This window comes from Caulobacter sp. GW821-FHT10F06 (assembly GCF_058809215.1).
Map to the genome: position 1 here is coordinate 321,801 of NZ_JBXASK010000001.1, position 26,002 is coordinate 347,802.

At 67.1% G+C, this 26,002-nt stretch carries 16 protein-coding genes; 9 read left to right on the top strand and 7 right to left on the bottom strand.

From position 1 onward, the window contains the following. The first annotated feature begins 39 nt into the window (after positions 1-39). The 5 genes from AC1RUS_RS01515 (at position 40) to AC1RUS_RS01535 (ending at position 9,091) form a co-directional block, all read left to right on the top strand. Entirely contained in the window at positions 40-1,989 is a 1,950-nt protein-coding gene (locus tag AC1RUS_RS01515; protein ID WP_492912320.1) for a M61 family metallopeptidase, read from the top strand. A gap of 277 nt (positions 1,990-2,266) precedes the next feature. Next, the gene (locus tag AC1RUS_RS01520) at positions 2,267-4,063 is read left to right on the top strand and encodes a DUF885 domain-containing protein (RefSeq protein ID WP_492912322.1); all 1,797 of its coding nucleotides are present in this window, start codon (positions 2,267-2,269) and stop codon (positions 4,061-4,063) included. A gap of 264 nt (positions 4,064-4,327) precedes the next feature. Then, positions 4,328-6,742, top strand: coding sequence for a glycoside hydrolase family 3 N-terminal domain-containing protein (locus AC1RUS_RS01525; RefSeq protein WP_492912324.1), 2,415 nt, complete (start codon positions 4,328-4,330; stop codon positions 6,740-6,742). A gap of 129 nt (positions 6,743-6,871) precedes the next feature. Next, a complete protein-coding gene (locus tag AC1RUS_RS01530) occupies positions 6,872-8,803 on the top strand; it encodes a sialate O-acetylesterase (protein WP_492912326.1) in 1,932 nt (643 codons plus the stop codon). Positions 8,804-8,857: 54 nt separating this feature from the next. Then, complete coding sequence (locus AC1RUS_RS01535; protein WP_492912328.1) at positions 8,858-9,091, top strand: hypothetical protein; 234 nt, start codon at positions 8,858-8,860, stop codon at positions 9,089-9,091. A 285-nt stretch (positions 9,092-9,376) separates the two neighbouring features. On the opposite strand, the gene AC1RUS_RS01540 is transcribed toward AC1RUS_RS01535, so the two are convergent. Together AC1RUS_RS01540 and manD are read right to left on the bottom strand one after the other, a co-directional pair. Further along, positions 9,377-10,129, bottom strand: a complete 753-nt coding sequence (locus tag AC1RUS_RS01540) for a FadR/GntR family transcriptional regulator (protein ID WP_492912330.1) — start codon at positions 10,127-10,129, stop codon at positions 9,377-9,379. 113 nt (positions 10,130-10,242) lie between these two features. After that, positions 10,243-11,454 carry a D-mannonate dehydratase ManD gene (gene manD, locus AC1RUS_RS01545; protein ID WP_492912332.1) on the bottom strand — a complete coding sequence of 404 codons (1,212 nt, stop codon included), beginning with the start codon at positions 11,452-11,454 and terminating at the stop codon, positions 10,243-10,245. Between the two features lie 209 nt (positions 11,455-11,663). Between manD and AC1RUS_RS01550 the strand changes: the two genes are divergently transcribed. From AC1RUS_RS01550 to AC1RUS_RS01560, 3 genes are all read left to right on the top strand, one after another. Next, positions 11,664-13,784 carry an alpha-glucuronidase family glycosyl hydrolase gene (locus AC1RUS_RS01550; RefSeq protein ID WP_492912334.1) on the top strand — a complete coding sequence of 707 codons (2,121 nt, stop codon included), beginning with the start codon at positions 11,664-11,666 and terminating at the stop codon, positions 13,782-13,784. A 237-nt stretch (positions 13,785-14,021) separates the two neighbouring features. Beyond that, positions 14,022-16,229 carry a TonB-dependent receptor gene (locus AC1RUS_RS01555; protein ID WP_492912336.1) on the top strand — a complete coding sequence of 736 codons (2,208 nt, stop codon included), beginning with the start codon at positions 14,022-14,024 and terminating at the stop codon, positions 16,227-16,229. A gap of 183 nt (positions 16,230-16,412) precedes the next feature. Then, entirely contained in the window at positions 16,413-17,732 is a 1,320-nt protein-coding gene (locus AC1RUS_RS01560; RefSeq protein WP_492912338.1) for an amidohydrolase, read from the top strand. Positions 17,733-17,798: 66 nt separating this feature from the next. Here AC1RUS_RS01560 and AC1RUS_RS01565 read toward each other — a convergent pair whose 3' ends face one another. Beyond that, complete coding sequence (locus AC1RUS_RS01565; protein ID WP_492912340.1) at positions 17,799-18,866, bottom strand: hypothetical protein; 1,068 nt, start codon at positions 18,864-18,866, stop codon at positions 17,799-17,801. An 88-nt stretch (positions 18,867-18,954) separates the two neighbouring features. Beyond that, on the bottom strand, positions 18,955-19,821 hold the full coding sequence (locus tag AC1RUS_RS01570; protein WP_492912342.1) for a helix-turn-helix domain-containing protein: 867 nt from the start codon (positions 19,819-19,821) through the stop codon (positions 18,955-18,957). Positions 19,822-20,006: 185 nt separating this feature from the next. On the opposite strand from AC1RUS_RS01570, the gene AC1RUS_RS01575 reads away from it, so the two are divergent. Then, positions 20,007-20,903, top strand: a complete 897-nt coding sequence (locus AC1RUS_RS01575; RefSeq protein ID WP_492912344.1) for an alpha/beta fold hydrolase — start codon at positions 20,007-20,009, stop codon at positions 20,901-20,903. Here AC1RUS_RS01575 and AC1RUS_RS01580 read toward each other — a convergent pair. From AC1RUS_RS01580 to AC1RUS_RS01590, 3 genes are all read right to left on the bottom strand, one after another. Beyond that, positions 20,900-21,505, bottom strand: a complete 606-nt coding sequence (locus tag AC1RUS_RS01580) for a TetR/AcrR family transcriptional regulator (protein ID WP_492912346.1) — start codon at positions 21,503-21,505, stop codon at positions 20,900-20,902. The two genes, AC1RUS_RS01575 and AC1RUS_RS01580, sit on opposite strands and share 4 nt — an antisense overlap. A gap of 190 nt (positions 21,506-21,695) precedes the next feature. Next, positions 21,696-24,602: a TonB-dependent receptor gene (locus tag AC1RUS_RS01585; protein ID WP_492912348.1), complete on the bottom strand. Its 2,907-nt coding sequence runs from the start codon at positions 24,600-24,602 to the stop codon at positions 21,696-21,698. A 275-nt stretch (positions 24,603-24,877) separates the two neighbouring features. After that, complete coding sequence (locus tag AC1RUS_RS01590; protein WP_492912350.1) at positions 24,878-25,996, bottom strand: HlyD family secretion protein; 1,119 nt, start codon at positions 25,994-25,996, stop codon at positions 24,878-24,880. Positions 25,997-26,002: the final 6 nt, after the last annotated feature.

Sequence of the window (26,002 nt, forward strand, 5' to 3'; positions counted from 1 at the left end):
TCCGCCCTCTGACCGCCGGGAGCACGCCGGCGGACCGCATTGGGGTGTTTCGTGAAAGCGCTGTTCTTCTCTGTCTCGGTTCTGACCCTGGCCGCCCTGAGCGGAAATGGGGCCGCCGTCGCCCAGCAATTGCCGCAGCCGTCGGCGCCGACGCCGGCCATCGCCGAGCCGCGCGACGTCGCCTATCCGGGCACATTGAAGCTGTCGGTCGACGCCACCGACCTGGACCGCAAGATCTTCGACATCCGCGAGACCATTCCGGTCGCCCAGCCCGGCAAGTTCACGATCTACTATCCGCAATGGGTTCCGGGCGGCCACTCGCCGCGCAACGACCTGGACAAGCTGGCGGGCCTGGTGATCACCGCCAACGGCCAGCGCCTGGCCTGGACGCGCGACCCGGTGCAGGTGTTCGCCTTCCACGTCGAGATCCCGGCCGGCGTCACCGAGATCCAGCTGTTCTACCAGTTCCTGTCGCCGGTCGAGGCCAAGGTCGGCCGCCAGGTGATGACGCCCGACATGCTGAACCTGCAGTGGCTGCAGATGGGCATGTATCCGGCCGGCTACTTCACCCGCCAGATCCCCGTCGAGGCCAGCGTCAAGCTGCCGGAAGGCTTCCAGTTCGCCTCGGCGCTGGAAGTGGCCAAGACCGAAGGCCAGGTCACGACCTTCAAGACCACCTCCTTCGAGACCCTGGTCGACTCGCCGATGTTCGCCGGCCGCTACTTCAAGTCCGTCGACCTGGATCCGACCGGCCCGGCCCGCGTGCGCCTGAACATGGTGGCCGACCGTCCCGAACAGCTGGAGTTCAAGCCCGAGCAATTGCAGATCCACAAGGATCTCGTTCAGCAGGCCTACAAGCTCTACGGCTCGCACCACTACGACCACTACGACTTCCTGGTGGCGCTGAGCGACCAGCTGGGCGGCATCGGCCTGGAGCATCACCGCTCCAGCGAGAACCGCGTCGCGCCCAAGTACTTCCTGGACTGGGAGAAGTCCTATGTCGGCCGCGACCTGCTGGCCCACGAATACACTCACTCGTGGAACGGCAAGTTCCGCCGCGCCGCCGACCTGTGGACGCCCACCCTCAACACCCCGATGCGCGACAGCCTGATGTGGGTCTACGAGGGCCAGACCCAGTACTGGGGCTATGTGCTGTCGTCGCGCTCAGGCCTGCTGAACAAGCAGCAGACCCTGGACGCCATCGCCATGACCGCCGCCCTCTACGACAACCGCAAGGGTCGCGAGTGGCGCAGCGTGGCCGACACCACCAACGACCCGATCATCGCCAGCCGCAAGCCGCTGTCGTGGCTCAGCTACCAGCGCAGCGAGGACTACTATTCCGAAGGCCAGCTGGTCTGGCTCGACGCCGACACGCTGATCCGCGAGAAGACCGACGGCAAGAAGTCTCTGGACGATTTCGCCAAGGCCTTCTTCGGCGTCGATAACGGCTCCTACGTGCCGCACACCTACACCTTCGAGGACGTGGCCAAGACGCTGAACGACGTCGTGCCCTACGACTGGACCAGCTTCCTGAAGACCCGCATCGAGGGCTTGTCCGAGCATGCGCCGCTGGATGGCCTGACCCGCGGCGGCTACAAGCTGGTCTATACCTCGACCCCGGCCGACTACTTCAAGACGTCCGAGACCCGGGCCAAGAACACCAACCTGGCCTATTCGCTGGGCCTGACGGTGGGCTCGGACGGCGTGCTCAGCGACGTGCAGTGGGGCGGCCCGGCGTTCAAGGCCGGCCTGACTCAGGGCCTGACCGTGGTGGCGGTCAATGGCGAGGCCTTCGACTCCGACAAGCTGAAGGACGCGGTCAAGGCCGCGGCCAAGCCGGAAGGTCCGCTGGTCGAGCTGCTGATCAAGGACGGCTCGCGGTACAAGATGGTCAAGATCGACTATCGCGGCGGCCTGCGTTACCCGCGTCTCGAGCGCGTGGCCGGAACCCCGGCCCGCCTTGATGATATCCTGGCGGCGCGCAAATAAGTCGCAATACACGCTTGGGTCGTTTTGTCGCTGGTCGAAAGGCGACTTGCGACAAAATGGGGAAGGGCGCCTAGCCGACATTTCGCCTAGGGTGTCTTTGTTCAAGTCCCCCTCTAAAGCGTACCAAGTCTCCTGATTGTGTATCCCCCAAGTGAAAGGGCCCGCCTTGCCCAGGCGGGTCCTTTTTCTTTGCCCGCGCGGCGCGTTTGGGCGCTTGACGCCGACCTTGGCCCAGCCAGACTGCCCGCCTGCCTTTTCAAGGCGCGGGGGCCCGCCAATGTCCGACTTTCATCCCAAGCTCGATCGGCGCCAGATCATGATGGGGGCCGCGGCGACCGCGCTGGGCGCGGCGCTTCCGGCCAACGCCTCGCCGGCCAGCGACCAGCTCTACAAGTTGTTCGACGCCTTCTTCGACGAGGATCTCAGCGACAATCCCGAGCAGGCCACCAATCTGGGCCTCGACATCGGCTCCCATGCCGACGCGCGCTCGAAGCTGGGCGACCGTTCGATCGCCGGCTGGATGAAGGACCGCGTCGAGCCGGGCCAGCGTGTTCAACGCCTGAAGGCCCTCGACCGCAAGGCGCTGACCGGCGACGACGCCGTCAACTACGACACCGCCATGTTCCAGTACGAGAGCCGGGCGGCGGCCGGGAAGTTCGACTACGGCGCGATCAGCCAGCCGTTCGTGGTCACCCAGCTCTACGGGTCCTACACCCAGGTCCCCAGCTTCCTGGACACCAAGCACGCCATCGCCTCGAGCGCCGACGCCGACAGCTATCTGGCTCGCATGGCCGCCTTCGCCACGGTGCTGGACCAGGAAAGCGAACGGGTCGCCGCCGACGCCGGCAAGGGCGTGATCCCGGCGGATTTCATGCTGGACAAGGCCATAGCCCAGCTCGGCAAGTTCCGCAGCCAGCCGGCCGAAAAGAACGTGCTGGTCGCCTCGATCACCCGGCGCGGGAAGCCCTATGGCGAGTATGAGAGCAAGGCCACGGCGGTGCTGAACGACGCCGTCAATCCGGCCATCGAGCGCCAGATCGCCGCCCTGACCGCCGCCCGCGCCAAGGCGACCCACGACGCCGGCATCGGTCGCCTCAAGGACGGTGAGGCCTTCTACGCGGCGCTGCTGAAGATCTACACCACCACCGACAAGAGCCCCGAGGAGGTCCACCGCCTGGGCCTGGAGGAAGGCGCGCAGATCAGCGCCAAGATGGACGAGATCCTCAAGAAGCGCGGCCTGACGAAGGGAACGGTCGGCGAGCGCGTGGCGGTGCTGAACGCCGACCCGGCCCAGAACTATCCCAACACCGACGAGGGCCGCGCGGTGATGCTGGCCTATTGCAACAAGCTGATCGCCGACCTGCAGCCCAGGCTGCCGCAATGGTTCGGCATCACGCCCAAGACCCCCGTCGAGGTGCGGCGGGTGCCGGTCTATACCGAGGCGGGCGCGGCGGGCGGCTATTACGAGCGGCCGGCCCTGGACGGCTCGCGACCAGGCGCCTTCTACATCAACCTGCGCGACACGGCCGAGCGCCCGCGCTGGTCGCTGCCGACCCTGACCTACCACGAGGCCGCGCCGGGCCATCACTTCCAGTTGGCGCTGGTCGCGGAAAGCAGGCTGCCCAAGCTGCGTCAGAACATGGGCTTCTCGGCCAACACCGAGGGCTGGGCGCTCTACGCCGAACAGCTGGCCATGGAGATGGGCCTCTATGACGGCGACGACCTGGGCCTGCTGGGCATGTACCAGGCCCGCCTGTTCCGCGCCGGCCGCTGCGTGGTCGACACCGGCATCCACGCCAAGGGCTGGAGCCGCGAGCAGGCCATTAAGTACATGGTCGACACCGGCGGCGAACCCGAAGGCCGCATCACCAGCGAGATCGAACGTTACTGCGCCCGTCCGGGCCAGGCGTGCTCGTACAAGGTCGGCCACACGGTCTGGGTCAATGCGCGCGAGCGGGCCAAGCAGCGGCTAGGGGCGAAGTTCGACATCCGCAAGTTCCACGACAAGGGTCTGCTGACCGGTCCCGTGCCGCTGACGGTGCTGGATCGGGTGCTGGACGGGTGGATGGGGTAGCAACTCAATATTCTTGTCATCCCGGAAGCCTCGCAGAGGCTGTCCCGGACCCAGGAGCAACCGCGTTGCGTTGGCTCTGGGTCCCGGCTCTCCGCTTCGCTGCGGCCGGGATGACAGGATTTGTTGTGATTGAGGAAGGATCGCCATCTCGGTAATGAGACCGGTACCATTCTCTTCTTGAGTGGTCTGACAACCTCCCCCATAGTGCCGGCCAAGGCGACGCCCAAGTCGCCAAACTATGCGCACTCCGGGGAAACGAACCAGATGACTCAAGCCATCACCCGCCGCCTGTTCGGCGCGAGCCTCGCCGCGATCGCCGCCGCCACCGCGCCCGGCGTATCCCTTGCCGCGCCAAAGGCCGCCGGCGACAAGCCGCTCTACAAGGATCCGACCCAACCGGTGGACGCCCGGGTCAAGGACCTGCTTGGCCGCATGACGATCGAGGAAAAGGCCGCCCAGCTGATCGGCATCTGGCTGACCAAGGCCCAGATCCAGACGCCGGAGGGCGACTTCTCGCCCGAGACCGCAAGCAAGAACTTCCCCAACGGCCTGGGCCAGATCTCGCGCCCGACCGACCGCCGGGGCCTCAAGCCCGCCACCGTGGTCGACGCCGCCGCCGGGGCCGAGGACGGCTCCAAGGGCCGAAACGCCCCCGAGACCGCCCGCTACACCAACGCCGCCCAGAAGTGGGCCGTGGAGAAGACCCGGCTGGGCATTCCGATGCTGATGCATGACGAGTCGCTGCACGGCTATGTGGCGCGCGACGCCACCAGCTTCCCGCAGGCCATTGCTCTGGCCTCCACCTTCGACACCGAGCTGGTCGAGAAGGTGTTCGCAATGGCCGCCAAGGAGATGCGCGCCCGGGGTTCCAACATCGCGCTGGCGCCCGTGGTCGACGTGGCCCGCGACCCGCGCTGGGGCCGGATCGAGGAGACCTATGGCGAAGATCCGCATCTGTGCGCCGAGGTCGGCCTGGCCGCCATCCGCGGCTTCCAGGGCAAGACCCTACCGCTGGCCAAGGACAAGGTGTTCGTCACTCTCAAGCACATGACTGGTCACGGTCAGCCCGAGAACGGCACCAATGTCGGCCCGGCCCAGATCGCCGAGCGGACGCTGCGCGAGAACTTCTTCCCGCCGTTCGAGCGGGCCGTGACCGAGCTGCCGGTGCGCTCGGTGATGCCGTCGTACAACGAGATCGACGGGGTGCCCTCGCACGCCAACCACTGGCTGCTGACCGACATCCTGCGCAAGGAATGGGGCTATCAGGGCTCGGTCCAGAGCGACTATTTCGCCATCAAGGAAATGACCACCCGCCACCAGCTGTCGGACAAGCTGGCGGACGTGGCGGTGATGGCCATGCATGCCGGCGTCGACGTCGAGCTGCCCGACGGCGAGGCCTATGTCCTGCTGCCGCAACTGGTGAAGGAAGGCCGCGTGCCGCTGGCCGAGGTCGACGCCGCCGTCTCGCGCGTGCTGAAGATGAAGTTCGAAGGCGGCTTCTTCGAGAACCCCTATGCGGACGAGAAGACCGCCGACGCCAAGACCAATACGCCGGAGGCTATCGCTCTCGCCCGCGAGGCCGCCCGTAAGGCGGTGGTGCTGCTGAAGAACGACAAGGGCGTGCTGCCGCTGGACGGCAAGAAGATCAAGCGTCTGGCCCTGCTGGGCACCCACGCCAAGGACACGCCGATCGGCGGCTACAGCGACGTGCCGAAACACGTGGTCTCGATCCACGAGGGCCTGACCGCCGAGGCCAAGGCCGCCGGCTTCGCGCTCGACTACGCCGAGGCCGTGCGCATCACCAAGAGCCGCTCGTGGTCGGCCGATCCGGTCGACGCCGCCGATCCGGCCGAGAACGCCAGGCTGATCGCCGAGGCCGTCGAGGTGGCCAAGAAGGCCGACGTGGTCGTCATGGTGCTGGGCGACAACGAGCAGACCAGCCGCGAGGCCTGGGCCGACAACCATCTGGGCGACCGCGACAGCCTGGATCTGGTGGGCCAGCAGAACGATCTGGCCAAGGCGATCTTCGATCTCGGCAAGCCCACCGTCGTCTTCCTGCTCAACGGCCGTCCGCTGTCGGTCAATCTGCTGGCCGAGCGCGCCGACGCCCTGGTCGAGGGCTGGTACCTGGGCGAGCAGACCGGAAACGCCGCCGCCGACATCCTGTTCGGTCGCGCCAATCCGGGCGGCAAGCTGCCGGTCAGCATCGCGCGCGGCGTCGGCCAGCTGCCGATCTTCTACAACCGCAAGCCCACCTCGCGCCGGGGCTATCTGTTCGACGAGAAGACCACGCCGCTCTATCCGTTCGGCTTCGGGCTTTCCTACACCAGCTTCGATATCTCGGCCCCCCGCCTGGCCAAGGCCAGCATCGGCGAGGGCGAGAAGGTCACGGTCGAGGTCGACGTCGCCAACACCGGCAAGGTCGCCGGCGACGAGGTGGTGCAGCTCTACATCCACGACGTGGCCGCCTCGGTGACCCGTCCGCTGCTGGAGCTGAAGCACTTCAAGCGCGTCACCCTGGCGGCCGGCGCCAAGACCACGGTGGCGTTCGAGGTCACGCCGGCGGACCTGTCGATGTGGAACCTCGACATGAAGCGCGTGGTCGAGCCAGGCGCGTTCCAGATCATGGTCGGGCCCAACTCGGCGGATCTGAAGAAGGTCACGCTAACGGTGGTGTAAGATGTTCCCCTTCTGGGGGAGTCGTCGCGAAGCGACTGAGGGGGCGTCTCGGCTTAGGCCGCGTCGCCCCCTCCGGCCCGCTGGGCCACCTCCCCGGAGGGGGGGAGGATCTATCTCGGTGAGTGAGCCATGCGCCAACTGATCCTCGGACTGACCGCCGCAACTCTGCTGGCGTCGCCCGCCGCCGCCCAACTGCGGCTCAACGCCCTGTTCTCGGACCACGCGGTCGTCCAGCGCGACCGGCCGTTGCCGGTGTTCGGGACCGCCAGGCCGGGCGAGACCGTCACGGTGTCATTCGCCGGCAAGACCGCTTCGGCCAAGGCCGGCGCCGACGGCGCCTGGCGCGCCGACCTGCCAGCGTCGCCGGCGGGCGGTCCCTATGTTCTGAGCGCCAAGGCCGGCGAGGTCGAGCAGACGGTCCGCGACGTGCTGGTCGGCGACGTCTGGCTGTGCTCGGGCCAGTCGAACATGGAGTTCAAGGTCAGCGCCGCCAACAACGCCTGGAGCGAAACCAACGGCGCCAACAACGACCTGATCCGGATGGCGACCATAGAGAAGGCCGATGCCCGCGCGCCCAAGGCCGACTTCGCCAAGCCGCCGGCCTGGAAGGCCACCAGCCCGTCCACGGTCGGAGAGTTCTCGGCCGTCTGCTACTATTTCGCCCGCGAGCTGCAGAAGGCCCAGAAGGTCCCGCTGGGCCTGGTCCACGCTTCGTGGGGCGGCTCGGCGATCGAGGCCTGGTTGTCGCCCAAGGGCCTGCGCGCCGTTGGCGGTTTCGACGCCGCCATCGACACCCTGAATCTGTCGATCAAGGATCCCGCCGCCGCCAACCGCCGCTGGGGCCAGACCATGGCTGACTGGTGGAGCGCTCATCATGCGGGCGAGCCCGCGTCCGCCGCGCCGTGGACCGGCGCGCCCGGCGACTGGACGCCAGCCCCCAAGGACCTGGGTGTCTGGGAGGCCTGGGGCGTCCCGGCCCTGGCCGCCTTCAACGGCGTGGTGTGGTTCAGGACCGAGGTCGAGCTGACCGCCGCCCAGGCCGGCCAGGCCGCGACACTGAACGTCGGCGCGGTCGACGAGATCGACACCACCTATGTCAACGGCGCGGCGATCGGGGCGACCTCGGGCGCCTGGCTGGATCGTTCCTACAGACTGGCGCCGGGCGCGCTGAAGGCCGGCCGCAACGCCATCGTGGTCTCCGCCTACGACACGTACGCCAATGGCGGAATGTATGGCGATCCCTCGAAAAGGGTCCTGGTGCTGGCTGATGGAACCCGCTTGCCGCTGGAGCGCTGGGACTATCGCATCGAACCCAAGACCAGCGGCGATCCGCCCCGTGCGCCTTGGGATACGCTGTCGGGCGTCTCGACCCTCTACAACGGCATGCTGGCGCCGATGGGCCCCTACGCCTTCAAAGGCCTGGCCTGGTACCAGGGCGAGAGCAATGTCGGCCGGGCGTGGGTCTATGACCGCCTGCTGACCGCCCTGATGGCCGAGCGTCGCGAAGGGCAGTCGCCTGACATGCCGATGCTGGTGGTCCAACTGGCCAACTTCGGCTCCTTCGCCACCGAGCCGACCTCTTGGGCGACCGCGCCGCTGCGCGAGGCCCAGCGCCGCGCCGTGGCCCGCGATCCGCACGCCGGCCTGGCCGTCACCATCGACATCGGCGATCCGGGGGACATCCACCCTACAAACAAGCAGGAGGTCGGCCGTCGCCTGGCCTTGGCCGCGCGCCGCATCGCCGGCGAGCCGGTGATGACCGGGCCAGCGCCGGTCTCGGCCCGGCGGACGGGTGAGACGGTGGTGGTGACCTTCGACCAGGTCAATGACCGCCTGCTCTCGCGCAGCTCCGATCGCCTGATCGGTTTCGAGCTGTGCGACGCGGCCAGCAAGGGCTGCCGCTGGGCCGACGCCCGCATCGACGGCAAGACGGTGGTGATCCCGGTCCCGCCCGGCGCGGCCGCCGGCCGCGTCCGCTACGGCTGGGCCGACAGCCCGACGCTCAACTTCTTCGACGCCGCCGGCCTGCCGGCCACGCCCTTCGAGATCGACGTGAAGTAGTTAAGGCGCCGCTTGGCAAGGCGATGGCAAGGACTCCTGGGGCAGGATCGCGCCATGCGTAACACCCCGTCCCCCAAGATCGCTCCAGGCGACACCGTCGAGATCGTGCAGCCCTGCCGTGGCCGCGTGCGCGGCTCGGTGCTCTATGCGGGTTCCGGCCTCGCCGAGGTGACCTACCGTGTCGAGAGCGGCAAGACTCGCGTCGCCATCCTCGACTGCCGAGACCTGACGCCGGGCGAAGCGACGAAGTGGGCCTTTGATCCGACCGGACGGAGCAAGGCGGCTTAGGGGCGTCGACGCTGGTCCGCCGATGTCGGCATAGGGCGGGTTGGGGAAGTTCCCCACACTTCAAATAAACCTACGTCATTCCGGGCCTTGTGCCCGGAACCCCTCGTTCAGTTTGCACGTGAAGCGCCAGCGGCGTGCTGAGCACGCCGCCCCTTCCGCACCTACAGCGGACAGAGAGGTCCCGGGCACAAGGCCCGGGATGACGTGTGTCTTTTAGCGAAGGCTTCAACGCCAACGCCCAACATCGGTCGAAAACCGACCCATTCTCCACGATGAGCCTGAGCCCTAGATCGCCACCCGCTTGGCGATGGCGTTGCGGCGGGCCTTGGTTTCCTGCTGGGCGCGCTGGACGGCTTCGGTTTCGGTTGCGTGCAGCAGGTGGTCGATCACCCGTTCCAGGTGGTCGCGCATGGCCTGGCGGGCGGCGTGTGGGTCGCGGGCCTGCAGAGCGTCGAAGACGCGCTTGTGCTCGTTGATGCGGGGCTCCAGGCCCATGCCGCGCGCGCGGGTCAGAATGTTGCGAGCCAGAGGCGAGCGGTTGCGCCAGTCCCACAGGTTCTCGATGGTGGCGATGATCGCGCCGTTGCCGGTGGCCCTGGCGATGATCATGTGGAACTCGCGGTCGGCGTCCTCGCCGCGGATTTCCTCTTCCTCGTGCATGCGGACCATCAGCGCTTCCAGCTGCGCCAGCTGCTCGTCGTCGATGCTGGTGGCGGCCAGGGCGGCGGCCTCGCCCTCGAACAAGCGACGGGCCTCGATCAACTCGAAGGCGCCGATCTCGAAATCGACCTCGGCGCTGGGCGCGGCGGGGCGGACATTGCCGGTGACATAGATGCCCAGGCCGTGGCGGGCCTCGATCATGCCCAGCATTTCCAGGGCGATCATGGCCTCGCGCAGGGTGGGGCGGCTGACCCCGAACTGCTCGGCCAGTTCGCGCTCGGTCGGCAGGCGGTCGCCAAGCTTGTATTGCCCGGCCTCGATGGCGTCGGCCACGGAGTCGGCGATACGGCGGTAGAGCTTGACGTTGTTTTCGGTCATGCGGGTCTCAAGGGCGCGGACGCCGGATCAGATCGTTCTCACCTCGATTATCACGCAGATTCTCCGACTTCGCTGCAATTTTCACCGGTAGCGCAGGGTTTCAGCGATGAGCCTCACCAGTCATGCATCGAGCCGTCCTCGCGACGGGCGACGGGCAGATAGGCGCGCTTGTAGGGATGGCCGGCGGCCAGGGTCTCGTCGATATCGACGCCCAGACCCGGCGCCTCGCCGGGATGCAGCATGCCGTCGCTGAAGCTGTAGGCGTGGGGGAAGACCGCGTCGGTCTCCGGCGTGTGGCGCATATATTCCTGGACGCCGAAATTGGGGATCGACAAGTCGAAGTGCAGGGCTGCGGCCATGCTGACCGGCGACAGGTCTGTGGCCCCGTGGCAGCCGGTGCGGACGTTGTAGACGTCGGCGAAGCTGGCGATCTTGCGCAGGTGGGTGATCCCGCCGGCATGCACCACGGTGGCGCGGATATAGTCGATCAGCTGGTCCTGGATCAGAGTCTTGCAGTCCCACAGCGAGTTGAACACCTCGCCCACGGCCAGGGGCGTGGTGGTGTGCTGGCGCACCAGGCGGAAGTTGTCCTGGTTCTCGGCGGGGGTGCAGTCCTCCATCCAGAACGGGCGGTAGGGCTCCAGGTCCTTGCCCAGGCGACCGGCCTCGATGGGCGTCAGACGGTGGTGGACGTCGTGCAGCAGGTGAATATCCCAGCCCAGGCGCTCGCGGGCGGCCTTGAAGAGTTCGGGGGCGGCCCGCAGGTACTTCTCGGTCGACCAGATGGTCTCCTTGGGCAGGTCGCTGTCGGCCGGCTCGTAGAAGAACTTGTCCTTGGAGACGCCGTAGGTGCCCTTCATGCCGGGCACGCCCGACTGCAGGCGGATGGCCTTGTAGCCCTGGGCGGCGTAGTGGGCGGCGTTCTCGAGCGTCTCGTCGATCGTCTCGCCATTGGCGTGGCCGTAGACCATGGCTCCGGCGCGGCAGGCGCCGCCCAACAGCTGGTAGACCGGCAGGCCCGCGATCTTGCCCTTGATGTCCCACAGCGCCATGTCGACCGCCGCGATGGCCGACATCGTCACCGGCCCACGACGCCAGTAGGCGCCCTTGTAGAGGTACTGCCAGACGTCCTCGATGTTGTGGGCGTCGCGGCCGATCAAGCAGGGGATCACGTGTTCCGTCAGATAGGCCTCGACGGCCAGCTCGCGGCCGTTCAGCGTGGCGTCGCCGACGCCGTAGGTCCCGTCTTCGGTCGTGATCTTCAGGGTCACGAAATTGCGGCCCGGGCAGGTCACGATGGTCTTGGCGGAAATGATCTTGGACATGTGACGCTTTCGTGGACCGAACCCGGGAAAGCCGGATCGCCGACATGCGGCTGGCGCTGTCGTCGCGATGGTTTCCTCCCGATCATCGGTTTAGCGGCGGAGGGCGGGTTGTCAACCAGGAGGTCTGACCACTATGTGTTAAGTGTCCCGACCTTTGACGTGGCGCGGATGACAGTAACGCCGGGAACACGGCGCTTTGGGAGTGGACCATGCGATTGCTCGCCCTCGTTTTCGGCCTTCTGCTGTTGGTCGCGCCCGTCGCCAGGGCTGAGGACGGCCATGACCTGTGGCTGCGCTATCGCCCGGTGGAGGACAGCGCCGCCTATGCGGTGGCCGCCATCGCGCCGGTCGCCGACACCCCGACCCTGAAGGTCGCCCGCGCCGAGCTGGAGCGGGGTCTGGTCGGCCTGGTCGGCGCGACCTCGCCCCAGGCCAAGACCGTTATCCTGATCGGCACGCCGCAAGGCTCGCCGGCCATCGCCAAACTGGCCCTGCCGCTGAAGGACGCCGGCGACGAAGGCTATCTGATCCGCACCCTGACCGTGGACGGCCGGCCCACGACCGTGATCGCCGCCAACCGCGACGTCGGCGTGCTCTATGGCGTCTACCACTACCTGTCGCTGATCCAGACCCGCCAGCCTGTGGATAACTTGAGCATCGCCTCCGCGCCGAAGGTGAAGCTGCGGATGCTGAACCACTGGGACAACCTGGATCGCACGGTCGAGCGCGGCTATGCGGGGCAATCGATCTGGGATTGGTGGAAGCTGCCCGGCTACAGCGCCGATCCGCGCTATGTCGACTATGCCCGCGCCAACGCCTCCATCGGCATCAACGGCACGGTGCTCAACAACGTCAACGCCAAGTCGCTGAGCCTGACCGCGCCCTATATCGCCAAGGCCGGGGCCCTGGCCGACGTCTTACGGCCCTATGGCATCAAGGTCTATCTGTCGGCCCGGTTCTCCTCGCCCATCGAGATTGGCGGGCTGAAGACCGCCGACCCGCGCGACCCGGCCGTGGCGGCGTTCTGGAAGGCCAAGGCCGACGAGATCTACAAGGTCATTCCCGACTTCGGCGGCTTCCTGGTCAAGGCCAATTCCGAGGGCCAGCCCGGTCCGCAAGACTACGGCGCGACCCACGCCGACGGGGCGAACATGCTGGCCGACGCGGTCGGCCCTCATGGCGGCGTCGTGATCTGGCGCGCCTTCGTCTATTCGCACGAGCAGCCGGACGACCGCGCCAAGCAGGGCTATTCGGAGTTCAAGCCGTTCGACGGACAGTTCCGCGACAACGTGGTGATCCAGGTCAAGAACGGGGCCATCGACTTCCAGCCGCGCGAGCCGTTCCACCCGCTGTTCGGGGCCATGCCCAACAGCAACCTCGGCATGGAATTCCAGATCACCAAGGAATATCTCGGCTTCGCCACGCACTTGGCCTATCTGGGGCCCCTCTACGAAGAGACCCTGCGGGCCGACACCCTGGCCAAGGGCAAGGGCTCGACGGTGGCCAAGGTGATTGATGGCCAGCTGGACGGCCGCAAGCTGACCGCCATGGCGGGTGTGGCCAATATCGGCGCGGACCGGAACTGGAGCGGATCGCAGTTCGACCAGGCCAACTGGTACGTCTTCGGCCGCCTGGCCTGGGATCCGGAAGCCTCGACCCGCGACATCGCCGCCGACTGGGCGAAGATGACCTTCAGCACCGACAAGCGCTTCGTCACCCCGGTCGTCGACATGATGATGGGCTCGCGCGAGACGGTGGTCGACTACATGACCCCGCTGGGTTTGCACCACCAGATGGGCCGCAGCCACCACTACGGGCCCGGCCCCTGGGTCAGTGGCGGCGAGCGGGCCGACTGGACCAGCGTCTACTACGCCAAGGCCGGGACCGATGGGATCGGCTTCGACCGCACCGTCAAGGGCAGCAACGCGGTGGCGCAATATGCGCCGGCCGTCGGAGCCTGTTTCGCCGACCTGAAATGCGTCGACGAGAAGGACCTGCTGTGGTTCCACCACCTGTCCTGGGACTATCGCCTGAAGTCGGGCCAGACGCTCTGGGACGGCCTGGTGACGCACTATTCGCGAGGCGTCGCGGGGGTCGGGGAGATGCAGAAGACCTGGTCGAGCGTGGCGCCCTATGTCGACGCCGAGCGCCACGCCCAAGTGGCCGACTTCCTGGCGATCCAGCATGACGAAGCCCAGTGGTGGCGCGACGCTTCGGTGGCGTGGTTCGGCAGCTTTTCGAAGCGCCCGCTGCCTGCCGGCGAGACGGCTCCGGCGCATTCGCTGGAGTATTACGAGAAGCTGAGCTTCCCGTACGCGCCGGGGATCTAGGCGCGCCTTCTCCCGCAAGGGGAGAAGGACGATTTCTGCCGCCTCTCACAAACCCTCGTTCCGCCAAGCTTCGCCTGCCTAAGCGCAGGGCGGTGAACGCACGTTCAAATGGCGTTCTTCAATTCGATACGAATAATATCGATACACAATCGTTGACATATTAACGTCGCCTCGCCGAACCTCGTCCGTCGACCGCGCCTTGAGAGCCGGCGGCGTCATCGGAACGAGGGGATAAAGATGCAATTCGACCGGAAGATTCTGCTGTCCACTACCGCCCTGACAGCCTTGCTCGCGGTGGGGGCCGCCAGCGCTCAGACCGCCGCCGCGCCGGCTCCCAAGGAAGAGATCGTCGAGGAGATCGTGGTCACGGCGCTGAAGCGCTCGACCACCTTGCAGACCACGCCGATGAGCATCAGCGCGGTGACCGGCGACAGTCTGCAGAAGCTGGGGGCCACCGGTCTGGCCGACTACTTCCGCCAGGTGCCGGGTGTGAACCTGTCCCAAGGCCAGCTGGGCCAGAGCCGCGTGACGATCCGCGGCGTCCAGGGCTCGGGCGAGGCGACCACCGGCCTCTATTACGACGAGACCCCGGTCACCGGCCCGTCGGGCACCACCCAGGACCCGGCCAACAACGCCGCCGACCTCAACCTGTTCGACGTCGAGCGCGTGGAAGTGCTGCGCGGCCCGCAAGGCACGCTTTATGGCGGCTCGTCGATGGGCGGCACGCTGAAGGTGATCTTCAACAAGCCCGACAGCGCCCAGTTCGGCGCGGCCATCGAGGCCCAGGCCTCCGACACCAAGGGCGGCTCGCAGGGCTCGTATCTGAAGGGGATGGGCAACATCCCGATCATCGAGGGCAAGCTGGCCGCGCGTATCGTGGCCTATACCGAGGATCGCGCCGGTTACATCGACAACGTCAAGTCCAAGCGCAGCGACATCAACGACAGCCGGGCGTCCGGCTATCGCGCCATGCTGGGCTTCACGCCCACCGACGACCTCAGCTTCGTGCTGACCAAGATCCACCAGAACTCATCGGCCGACGACCTGCAGGGTTGGTACGCCGGCGTTGGCAAGTACAAGACCGACAGCACGGTCAAGCTGCCGTTCGAGACCGAGATGGACCTGACCAGCCTGACCGGCAAATGGTCCAGCCCGATCGGCGAGGTCACGGCTGTCAGCTCGTACTACATGTACGACATGCTGCGGACGATCGACTTCACCCCGCAGTACAAGCCCTATGTCGGCAGCGCCTATGGCGTGATCGGCTACCAGCCGGCCCAGCTGCAGTCGTGGAACCACGAGCTGCGCCTGTCGTCCAAGGACGACGGCCCTGTGCAGTGGACGGTCGGCGCCTATGCCGAGCTGCGCAAGGACCACATCGACAGCAACACCATCCTGGTCGACCCGACCTCGGGCGAGCCCTATTCGCCGATGCGCTACGTCACCGCGCGCTACATCAACACCAGCGTCAAGCAGACCTCGCAGTTCGGCGAGCTGACCTATAGCCCGACCCAGCTGGACGGCCTGAGCCTGACCTTCGGCGCGCGCCACTACGACTACACCAAGACCACTTCGGGGGCGGGCACGCAGAAGAACCTGCTGACGGGCGCGGCCCCGGCGGCCTTCTCCAAGCAGTCGGCCGAGGCCAGCGGCTGGGTCTACAAGTTCAACGCCAGCTACAAGGTCAGCTCCGACGTGATGGTCTACGCCACCGCCTCGGAAGGCTTCCGCCCCGGCGGCGCCAACAACATCCCGGGCCTGAACAACGCCCTGGTGGTCTATAATCCTGACAGCCTGTGGAACTACGAAAGCGGCATCAAGACCACCTGGCTGGGCGGCAAGCTGACGGCCAACGCCTCGGCCTATCGCATCGACTGGAAGAACCGCCAGACCAGCGCCATCACCGCCGACGGCCTCTATTCGTTCATCACCAACGCCGGCAAGGCGCGCATCCAGGGCGTCGAGCTGGAAGTGGCGGCCCGGCCGATGACCGGCCTCAGCCTCAACGGCTCGATCGGCTACACCAACGCCGAACTGACCGAGGATCAGGCCAACGCCAACATCCTGGTCGACGGCTCGACGGGCAAGAAGGGCGACACCATCCCGATGGTGCCCGATTGGACCGCCGCCCTGTCGGCCCAGTACACGTGGCCGCTGCCGGTGGGCGAGAGCCTGAACGGTCTGGTCAAGGCCGACGCGGCCTATACCGGTGAGATGGTCTCCACCTTCCGCCCGACCTACGTCTATTACGACAAGTACGGCAGCGTCACGACGGTCAACCTGCGGGTCGGCGTCGAGGGTGAGGGCTGGGGCGTCTACGCCTTCGTCAACAACCTGACCGACGCCACGGGGATCCTGAACAAGAACAGCAACGTCGGCTACCAGGACCTGCTCTACAGCCTGACCCCGCGCACCGTCGGCGTGAACGCGCGGCGGAAGTTCTAGGCAAACCCGGCTCCCTTCCCCCTTCGATGGGGGAAGGGTTGGGGATGGGGGCGAAACCGCTCCAGGATGTGGCGCGGCTAGCGTGACATCCGCCGACGGCGCCACCCCATCCCGGCCTTCCCTCATCCAAGGGGAAGGGGACATGAACGATAACGGAAGGGCGCGGGCAGCCGCGCAACGCGAATGAACCATCTCACCAAGACCGCCATCGCCGCCGTGCTGGCCCTGACCGCAACCTCTGCCCTGGCCGCGCCGCTGAACGTGGCCGCCGCCAAGAAGACCATCGACGCTCAGCTGGACCGCGACTACCCGCAGCTGGACGCGCTCTACAAGGATATCCACACCCATCCCGAGCTGGGCTTCCAGGAGGTGCAGACCGCCGCCAAGCTGGCCAAGGAGATGAAGGCCCTGGGCTTCACGGTCACCGAGGGCGTGGGCGGCACCGGCGTGGTCGCCGTACTGAAGAACGGCGAGGGCCCCAAGATCCTGGTGCGCACCGAGCTGGACGCCCTGCCGATGGAGGAGAAGACGGGTCTGCCCTATGCCAGCCGCGCCCAGACCACCTGGAACGGCGACAAGGTGTTCATCGCTCATTCGTGCGGCCACGACATCCACATGGCCGCCTGGGTCGGCGCGGCCCGCCAGCTGGTCGCCCTGAAGAGCCAGTGGAAGGGCACGCTGGTCTTTGTCGCCCAGCCTTCCGAAGAGACGGTCAGCGGCGCCAAGGCCATGCTGGACGACGGCTTCATCGCCAAGTTCGGCAAGCCCGACTACGGCTTCGCCCTGCACGTCGGCCCCGGCGCGGCCGGCGAGGTCTATTACAAGGCGGGCGTTCTGACCTCGACCTCGGATGCGCTGGATGTGACCTTCAACGGCCGCGGCGGCCACGGCTCTATGCCCAACGCCACGATCGACCCGATCATGATGGCCAGCCGTTTCGTGGTCGACGTCCAGGGCGTGATCAGCCGCGAGAAGGATCCCAGCCAGTTCGGCGTGGTCACCATCGGCTCGTTCCAGGCGGGCAGCGCCGGCAACATCATTCCTGACAAGGCCAAGCTGCGCGGCACCATCCGCACGCAGGACGCCGGGGTGCGCGACAAGATCCTGGCCGGCATCGAGCGCACGGTGAAGGCCGTTACCGCCATGTCCGGCGCGCCGGCCGCCGACTATACGATCACCCCGGGCGGCAAGGCGGTGATCAACGACGCGGCCCTGACCGAGCGGACCGCGGCGGTGTTCAAGACCGCCTTCGGCGCCAAGGCGATCGCCCAGACCCAGCCGGGCGCCGCCAGCGAGGACTATTCGGAGTTCATCATCGCCGGCGTGCCGTCGGTCTATTTCGCCATCGGCGGCTACGACCCGGCGGTGATGGCCAAGGCCAAGGCGGACGGCAAGCCGCTGCCGGTCAATCACTCGCCGTTCTTCGCGCCGGCGCCCGAGCCCAGCATCCGCACGGGGGTCGAGGCGATGACCCTGGCGGTGCTGAACGTTGTGGGGAAGTAGAGCCACAAGAGACCTGTCATCCCGGCCAAGCGCAGCGCGTAGAGCCGGGATGACAGTTCTAGCGGGCTACCGGTCAGCGTTAAACCGCGCGATCATCACCTTGCCGACCTCGTCCATGGCGGCCGAGACGTCCTTGCGCCAGATCGTCGGATCGACCGTCACCTCGTAGGTGCGGGTCTTCTGACCGCCGACGCCCGCCAGGAGGCCGATGGCGGTCGCCGCGGCGTCGCCCATCTTGCTGCCTCGGCTGGTGGTGTCGTCGGCCGAGATAATCGAGTCCGGCATGACGATCGGGCTGGTCAGGGCGTAGCGGGCGCGGTGGCCCTGATCCATCATCGTCGACTTGGCCTGCGGGGTCAGCACCCACAGCTGGGTGTCGACCGGCAGCAGGGCGACATTGGCCTTGCTCTTCACCCGGGCGGTGGGCGGGCGCATGCCCAGCACGCCCCGGCCGCGCGCTTCGATCTCGGCGAAGTCGACCACCATGCGAACGCCCAGCACGCCAGCGTCCAGCTCCTTCATGGCCATCTCTTCCGGCACGAACGAGCCCGTGGTGGTCATGGTGTCGCCGAACGCCTTGGCGCGACCGTCCAGCGGGGTGAAGTAGAATTTGTAGCCGGGCGGCGAGTAGAAGCCGCTGCGGTTGCCGCCGCCCCGGACATAGGGCGCGGGCTTGGACATGTTCATCAGCCGCTGCAGACCTGGGCTGCGGGCCAAGGCGTCCTGCAGCGGGATCACCTTGACGCCGGTGGCGCTCAGCTCGGCGACGAACTTCTCGAAATAGGCGTCGGTGATCGCCTGCATGTCCTGCTGGCTAGGGCCGGAAAGATTGTAGCTCACCTTGGACTGCTGGAAGCTGGAGCCGGTTGAGGCCGCCGAGGAGTTCATCACGAACTCGACCTGGAACGAGGCGATCACCACCTGCTTGACGCCTTTGACCCCGTTCTGCTCGTTCTGCCAGATCAGGCCGGGACCGATCCTGGACAGGTCGTCGCCGGCCGCGAATTCGATCGGGTCCTGGGCCTTGGCGGTCTTGGGGCCCAGATTGATCAGCGGCTTGGCGGCGTGAGCGGCCGGCGCGGCGGCCAGCAGGGCGCAGACCAGACCGGCCCGCAGTGGTTTCCAGAAACTCATGGTGTTCTCCCAGCGATGAACCGCCGGGATATCGAGGGTCGTTCAGGCTCCCTTGGAAAAATCGGACATCGCGACGCGGGAAAGAGCGCTAACGCAGCTTGGCGTGCAGTCCCTGGTAGGCCGCGCCCAGGGCCGCCAGGCGTTCGCGCGCGGCCGGGCCGAGCATGGCGTGGGGCAGGGCGAAGTAACGCGAGGGCGACATGCCCATGAACTGGTTGAAGTCGCGGGTGAAGTGCGACTGGTCGAAATAGCCGTCGTCGATCAGGTCGACCAGGGCCGCTTCGGGCCGCTCGCACAGGGCCTGCAGGGTGCGTAGGAACCGCTGGCGGCGGATCAGCAGCTTGGGGGTGAAGCCGAACATCCGCTGCGACAGCCGCGTGACGTGGCGCGGAGACAGCTCGAGGCTGGCGGCCATGGCCTCGACCGTGTCGAGCGTCGGATCCAGCAGCCGCTCGTGGGCCTTCAGCAGCAGCGGATCGAGGGCGGGGCCGGCCGTGTCCAGGGCCGTGAATAACGCGTCGAGCGTGTCGGCCTGGGCGCGGTCGTCGCCGGCCTGGCGCAGGACGTCTAGGGCTTGGCCGGCCCGCTCGCCCAACACCGTCTCCAGCGGGGCGACCTTGTCGGCAAGATCGCTGGCCGCGACGCCGATGAACCGCGCCCAGCCTAGGGGCAGCAGGCCCACGCCCAGCACCGTCCCGGCCTGACCGCGCACGACGCCGGCCTTGCTGGTGGGTCCGAACAGGGCGGCGGCGGGGGCCGGATCGTAGTCCACCTCGCCGATCCGCGTCGACCAGCGGCCCGACAGGGTGAAGCGGATATTGGCCCATTCGGGATGCAGCAGGTCTTCGACCGGCCCGCAGCCGGCAGGGATGTCGACCCAGTAGTAGGCGGTGATGAAACGGCGGAGTGAGGGGGCGGGCAGAAGGAAGCGAACGGACGGCGTCTGACTCTGCATGCGAAACCACTGAACCTCGGACGCTGACGCCGACTCTCTGCCCAGACAGGGTGTTCAGACATTCGCGCGGAGAGATAGCCGCGCCGGCCAACGAATGTCGCGCACGCACGTCCGGATGGCGAACAAGTGTTTGGAATTGTCGCCCAAGCCCGTAAGCTCCTCGAAAAGCCAGATGAGGAACCGCCATGCCCAGGATTGCCGCCAACGGGATCGAGATCGAGTACGATATCCACGGTCCCGAGACGGGCGAGCCACTGCTGTTGATCATGGGCCTGGGCCAGCAGCTGACCCGCTGGCCGACGAGTCTGGTCGAGCAACTGGTCGGCGAGGGGTTCCGGGTCATCCGCTTCGACAATCGCGACATCGGACTGTCGACCGACTTCGACGCCGCCGGCGTGCCCGACCTGACCGCCGTGATCGGTGCGATGATGAGCGGCCAGAAGCCCGCCGCGCCCTATCTGCTGTCCGACATGGCCGACGACGCCGCCGCGCTGCTGGACGCCCTGGGTATCGATCGCGCCCATGTGGCCGGGGTGTCGATGGGCGGGATGATCGGCCAGATGCTGGCGGCCCTGCATCCCCACAAGGTGCTGTCGCTGGTCTCGGTGATGTCGACCACCGGCAATCCCGCCGTGCCGCCGGCGACGCCCGAAGCTCTGGCGGTGCTCTATTCGCGCCCCGTTGCGACCGATCTCGACGGCCTGACCGAGCACGCCTTGAAGTCGCAGATCGTCATCCAGAGCCCGGCCTGGCCGGTCGATCCGGAGACCGAACGTCCCAAGCTGCGCGCCGCCATCCAGCGGTCCTACCACCCCGCCGGCGTCGCCCGGCAGATGTGCGCGGTGGTGGCGTCGGGCGACCGGCGCGAGGCGCTGAAGACCATCACCGCCCCGACCGTCGTGCTGCACGGCGACGCCGATCCTCTGGTGCGTCTGGAAGGCGGCAAGGACACCGCCGCCACCATTCCCGGCGCCGAGCTGCGGATCGTCGAGGGCATGGGTCACGACCTGCCCGAACCGGTGCACGCCAAGTTCATTGACGCGGTCAAGAGCGCCGCGGCGCGGGCGCGGGTGTCGGCCTAGAGCCGCAGCAGCCGTCGGATCACCAGCTCCAGCATCGCCGGGGTCAGGGGACGGCCGGTGGCCTGGTTGTTCAGGGCCAGGCCGCTGAGCACGTCGATGATCAGGTCCGGATCGGTGTCGTCGGCGATCTCGCCGCGCGCCATGGCTCGCTCGACGACGCTGCGATTGTGGGCCCTGCGTCGGGGAAAAGCCTCGGCGTGGCGCTCCAGCATGTGTGGCCGCACCCGTCCTTCGGCGATCAGGAAGCTCATGCACGGCCCCATGACCGGGTCGGTATAGAGGTCGACCATCTGTTGGGAGAAGGCCACTAGGTCGGTCACGACGTCGCCGGTGTCGGGCAGGGTCTCGAAGTGGAAGCGCTCGTTGAAGGCTTCCGCAACGGCCTCGAGCGGCGTGGCCCAGCGGCGATAGAAGGTGGCGCGGGGCACGTGCGCGCGCTCGCAGATCTTCTCCAGCGTCAGCCCAGAGAGACCGTGTTCGGCCAGGGTCTCGAGCGCGGCCCGCTTCATGCGCTTTTCCACCTCGGGATCGCGCGGCCGGCCGGGCCCGCGCTTGGGCGCGTCGGGTTTGACGTCAACGATGTCGGCGGGGCTGTCGGGCAAGACGCTGAATCTTCGAGAGTTCGGAAGGCCAGCCTACCGCATCGCGCGCTGGCGTCGCGGCAAAAAAAGACGGCGCATCCCGGGAGAAGGAATGCGCCGTGACGCGAGACGGGGAAGGTAAGCTCGCGGAACGAAGTTCGAGGAGAAAAAGAGGCCGCCGCCGCGATCGCTCGCGACGGCGGGGAAGCGACTAGAACTTGCCCCGGATGCCGAGGATGATCTGACGGCCGGGCTGGTAGAAGGTGAAGGCCGCGTTGTCCCAGAAGAAGGTGCTGCGCTGCGGCTCTTCGGTGATGTTGATCACATCCAGGGTGACGCGTGGCTGGGTCGGCAGGCCCTTGAACTCGTAGCTGGCCGACAGGTCCCACTGGCCGCGGGCGTCGGCGTTCAGGGTGGCGAACGGAATGCCGTTCTGGTTGTTGCCCGAGGAGACCTGGGCGTCGTTCCAGACATAGCTCAGACGCACCGTCGCGCCGTGGTCTTCGTAGTAGCCCGTAACGTTGTAGGTCCAGGGCGAGATGCCGACGGCCGAGGCCGGGGCGCCCGTGCCGCGCGCGTTCTGCTCGACGTGGGTGGCGTTGGCGGTGAAGCCCGCGCCCTTCAACACGAAGTCCAGGGGCTGAACCCAGGTGACTTCCTGGCCCAGGATGGTCAGCACGCCATCGGCGTTGACCTGCTGGCTGACCGTGACCGTCGCGGCGTTGGGACCGCCCCGGTTGGTGATCGCCTGCTGCTGCAGGGTGGTCAGCTGGTCATAGGGAACGCCCAGCGACAGGAAGGGGATGGTGTTGGTGCCGTTGACGGTGAAGCCGGTCAGTTCCTTGCGGAACAGGGCCACGCCGACATAGCCCGCGCCGCCGGTGTACCACTCGCCGCCCAGGTCGAAATTGTTCGACAGGTAGGGCTGCAGGTTCGGGTTGCCCTGGTTGGCCTGTTGGGCCGAGGGGTCGCTGAACGTGGTGCCCGGCAGCATGGCCGACGGGTTGGGACGGGTGATGGTGCGCGAGGCGCTCATCCGCAGGATGATGTCGTCGCGCAGGTTCCAAGCCGCGTTCAACGAGGGCAGCATGCCGTCGTACTTGGTGGTGCGCTCCAGGAACGACAGCACGCCGTTGACGGTCTGCGGGCCCTGGATGGTCTGCTCGGTGTCGTAGTAACGGACGCCAGCGTTGAATTTCAGGTCGCGGTCGAGGATCTGGGTGACCCCATTCATCTCGATATAGGCGCCGGCGGTCTTTTCGCCGATGAAGCCTGAAGCAGCGCCCGTCGCGGCCGACGATGAGAACGGCGCGGCGGCGTTGAAGGCGTCGTAGTTGGTGGCGGTGAAGAACTTGTCCTTGTCGATCGTCACGAAGCCGATCGGACCGGCCTTGATGTAGTTGGCCAGGCTGGCCTGCGGGATGGCCGAGCCGGCCGCGCCGTTACAGGCCGGAGCCGGGGCGGGGATCGGGCTGGTCGGGGTGATGCCGCCGCCGCCGCAGGTGAAGGTCTGCCAGCGGGTCGAGTTGTCGATGGCGGTGATGCGGCGGCTGACGTCGTCATAGGCCGCGCCGATCTTGAAGTTGACGGCCTTGTCCTCGCCGAACGTCACGTCGAAGTGGGCGCCCTTGGTGGCGGTGACGCGCTTTTCGTTCTGGATGTTCACCCGGCCGCCGGCCCACACCCAGCCCAGGTTCGGGTCGTTGAGGTTCTTGCTGGGGGTTATGGTCGGACGATCACCGCCATTGTTGGCGTAGGCCACGCTGAGGCCGCTGTTCAGGGGGCTGTTGAACAGTACGGTGGGCGCTTCACGCAAGAAGACCGAACGGCTCCAGTTGACCTGACCGTCCACCTTGATCCAGTCGTTGGCGCGCCAGGTGAAACCCGGGTTCAGGTTCAGGACCTCGACGTTCTCGTCGTAAGGCCGGTACTCCAGGAAGAACTGCGAGTTCAGGAAGGTGCCTTCGGTGACCACGCCGTTGCTGTCGACTTTCACGCCGGTCGGCACCATGAAGTTGGAGTTGCGCACCGACCAGTTCATGTCGATCCGCTCGAACTTGCGCTCGGCCTTTGAGTACATGGTGTCGAGATAGACGTTCAGGGCGTCGGACGGGCGCCACTCCAGCGACATCAGATAGGAATCGCGGTTGCGCGAGCCCGAACTCCAGCTGTCGCGGCCCAGGCGCGGCAGTTGCGCGTCGGACAGCTGGACCAGGCTGGTTCCGGGGTTCAGGGCCAGCAGGAGCGCGTTGTCGACGGTCTGGCCAGGCGTGAGGCCGTTCGTGGTGACGCCGGCCGGAACGGTGGAAGCCCAGTTGAATCCGTTGCCGCCCGTGACGTTACAGCCCGTGCAGGTCATGTTCGGGTTGGTCCACCCGATGGTCTCGAAGCCGGTGGTGGTCGACTTGTTGCGGGCGAAGGCCGCGCCGGCCAGGATCCCGAACTCGCCGACATTGGTCTCCCAGGTCTTGCTGGCGATCAGCGAGCCGCGCGGGCTGATGTCGTCAGCCTGGTTGTTCTTGCCGGCCTGGAGCGAATAGATCAGCTGGCCGCTGGTCTTGTAGTCGAACGGCCGGGCGCTGCGCATATTGACCACGCCGGCGACGCCGCCTTCGACCTGTTCGGCCGTCGGGGTCTTGCTGACGTCGAGGCGGGTGAATAGCTCGGTCGGATAGAGGTCGAGATCGACTTCTCGGTTCTGGTTCTGGCTGTCGGTGCGGCCCGACGAGGCGACGGCCGCCTGGGCGCCGTTCAGCAGCACCTTGGTGAAGTTGGTGCCCAGGCCCCGGATGGCGACGTTCAGGCCTTCGCCGTTGATCTCGCGGGTCAGCTGCACGCCGGGGATCCGGTTCAGCGACTCGGCGATGTTGAGGTCGGGAAACTTGCCGATGTCTTCGGCGAAGACGGTGTCGGAGAAGCCGACGCTGTCGCGCTTGGCGTTGGTGGAGTTGGCCAGAGAGGCGCGGAAGCCGGTGACGACCACTTCCTCGACGGTGTCGGCCGCGGGCGCGGGAGCGGTCTGGGCTTGAGCGGCGAGGCCGATGAAGCTGGTGGTCAGGCAAGTGGCCCCGATCAGGGCCAACCGGCGGCCGGAAAGGCGGCGTGCGGGCGACGTCATGTTTCTCTCCCCTGTGGACGGCGCTCTGCGCGCTCGTTCGTCTTTGACCGCGCTCTCGATGGTAGCGGTCACAGGTGAGAGGGTTATGAGGTAAGGCCTTTTATGTCAACGTGGTCATACCTTGGAATCTAACGTTGGTCCGACCATTGTTATGCGAGTGAGGTATTGCGGCCACGGTCGCGCTTTTGGGCCAGTTTGCAGCCCAATTCGCTCCAGATGTCGAAATGTGCGGTAATTTGTCTGAGTATAAGGTCTGACAACTGGCCGGTCTCTGCTTAGCGCGCTGCCGTGTCCACCTTGGCGATCACCGACATGCCGGGGCTGAGCCGTTGGGCGAGGGGCTGGTCAGGGTCGATGGCGATCCGGACCGGGATGCGCTGGGCCACTTTCGTGAAGTTGCCGGTGGCGTTGTCGGGGCGGATGACACTGAATTCGGACCCGGTCGCGGGCGCGATGCGCTCGACGCGGCCGTGCAGGGTCTTGTCCAGGGCGTCGACCGACAGCTCGGCGGGCTGGCCGACCCGGAGGCGCTTGAGCTGGGTCTCCTTGAAATTGGCGGTCACCCAGATGCGATCTGGGACCAAGGCCATCAGCTGCGTGCCGACCGCCACCTGCTGGCCCTGGCGGACGCTGATCTCGCCCAGGCGTCCGGCGCGTGGGGCGAGGATGCGGGTGTTGGACAGATCGATGCGCGCCAGGTCGACCTGAGCCTGGGCGTTCTCGACGGCGGCCTCCAGCGCGCGCTTGCCGACCACGGCGGTGGTGACACTGGTGCTGGCGATGCCTTCCTGGGCGCGGACCTGAGCCAGCGAGGCCTCGGCGGCGCGCAGGGCGGCGCGGGCGACGTCGACCTGGGCCTGGGCCACCCAGCCGCCGGCCTTCAGCTTGGTGGCGCGGTCGGCGTCGGCGCGCGCCTTGACCACCTGGGCCTCGGCCCCGGCGATGGCGGCCTGGTACTGGGCCACCGAACCTTTGGCCGAGCTCTGGCTCTGCTCGGAATTGGCCAGGGCCGCCTGGGCCGAATGCAGGGCCGCCTCGGCCTGGCGGACCTTCTGGGCGTAGATGCGGTCGTCGATCGTGGCCAGCAGCTGGCCTTGAGCGACGGTCTGGAAGTCCTGCACCGCCACCTGGGTGACATAGCCGGTGACCTGCGGGGCGATGACGGTGACTTGGCCGCGGACATAGGCGTTGTCGGTGCGCTGCACGGTGCGCGAGAAGGGCGGCAGCTTCCAGGCGTACATCACCAGGCCCGCGCCCAGCGCCGCAACGGCGATCAGCACGACGCTCCACATGACCCGGTTGGCCGGCGGTGAGGCCGGGGGCGGAGCGGGCGGAGGCGGCGTGGTCGGCGGCTGCTGGGACGGCGGCGCTGAGGCGGCGGTGGTGTCGGTCATGAGGCT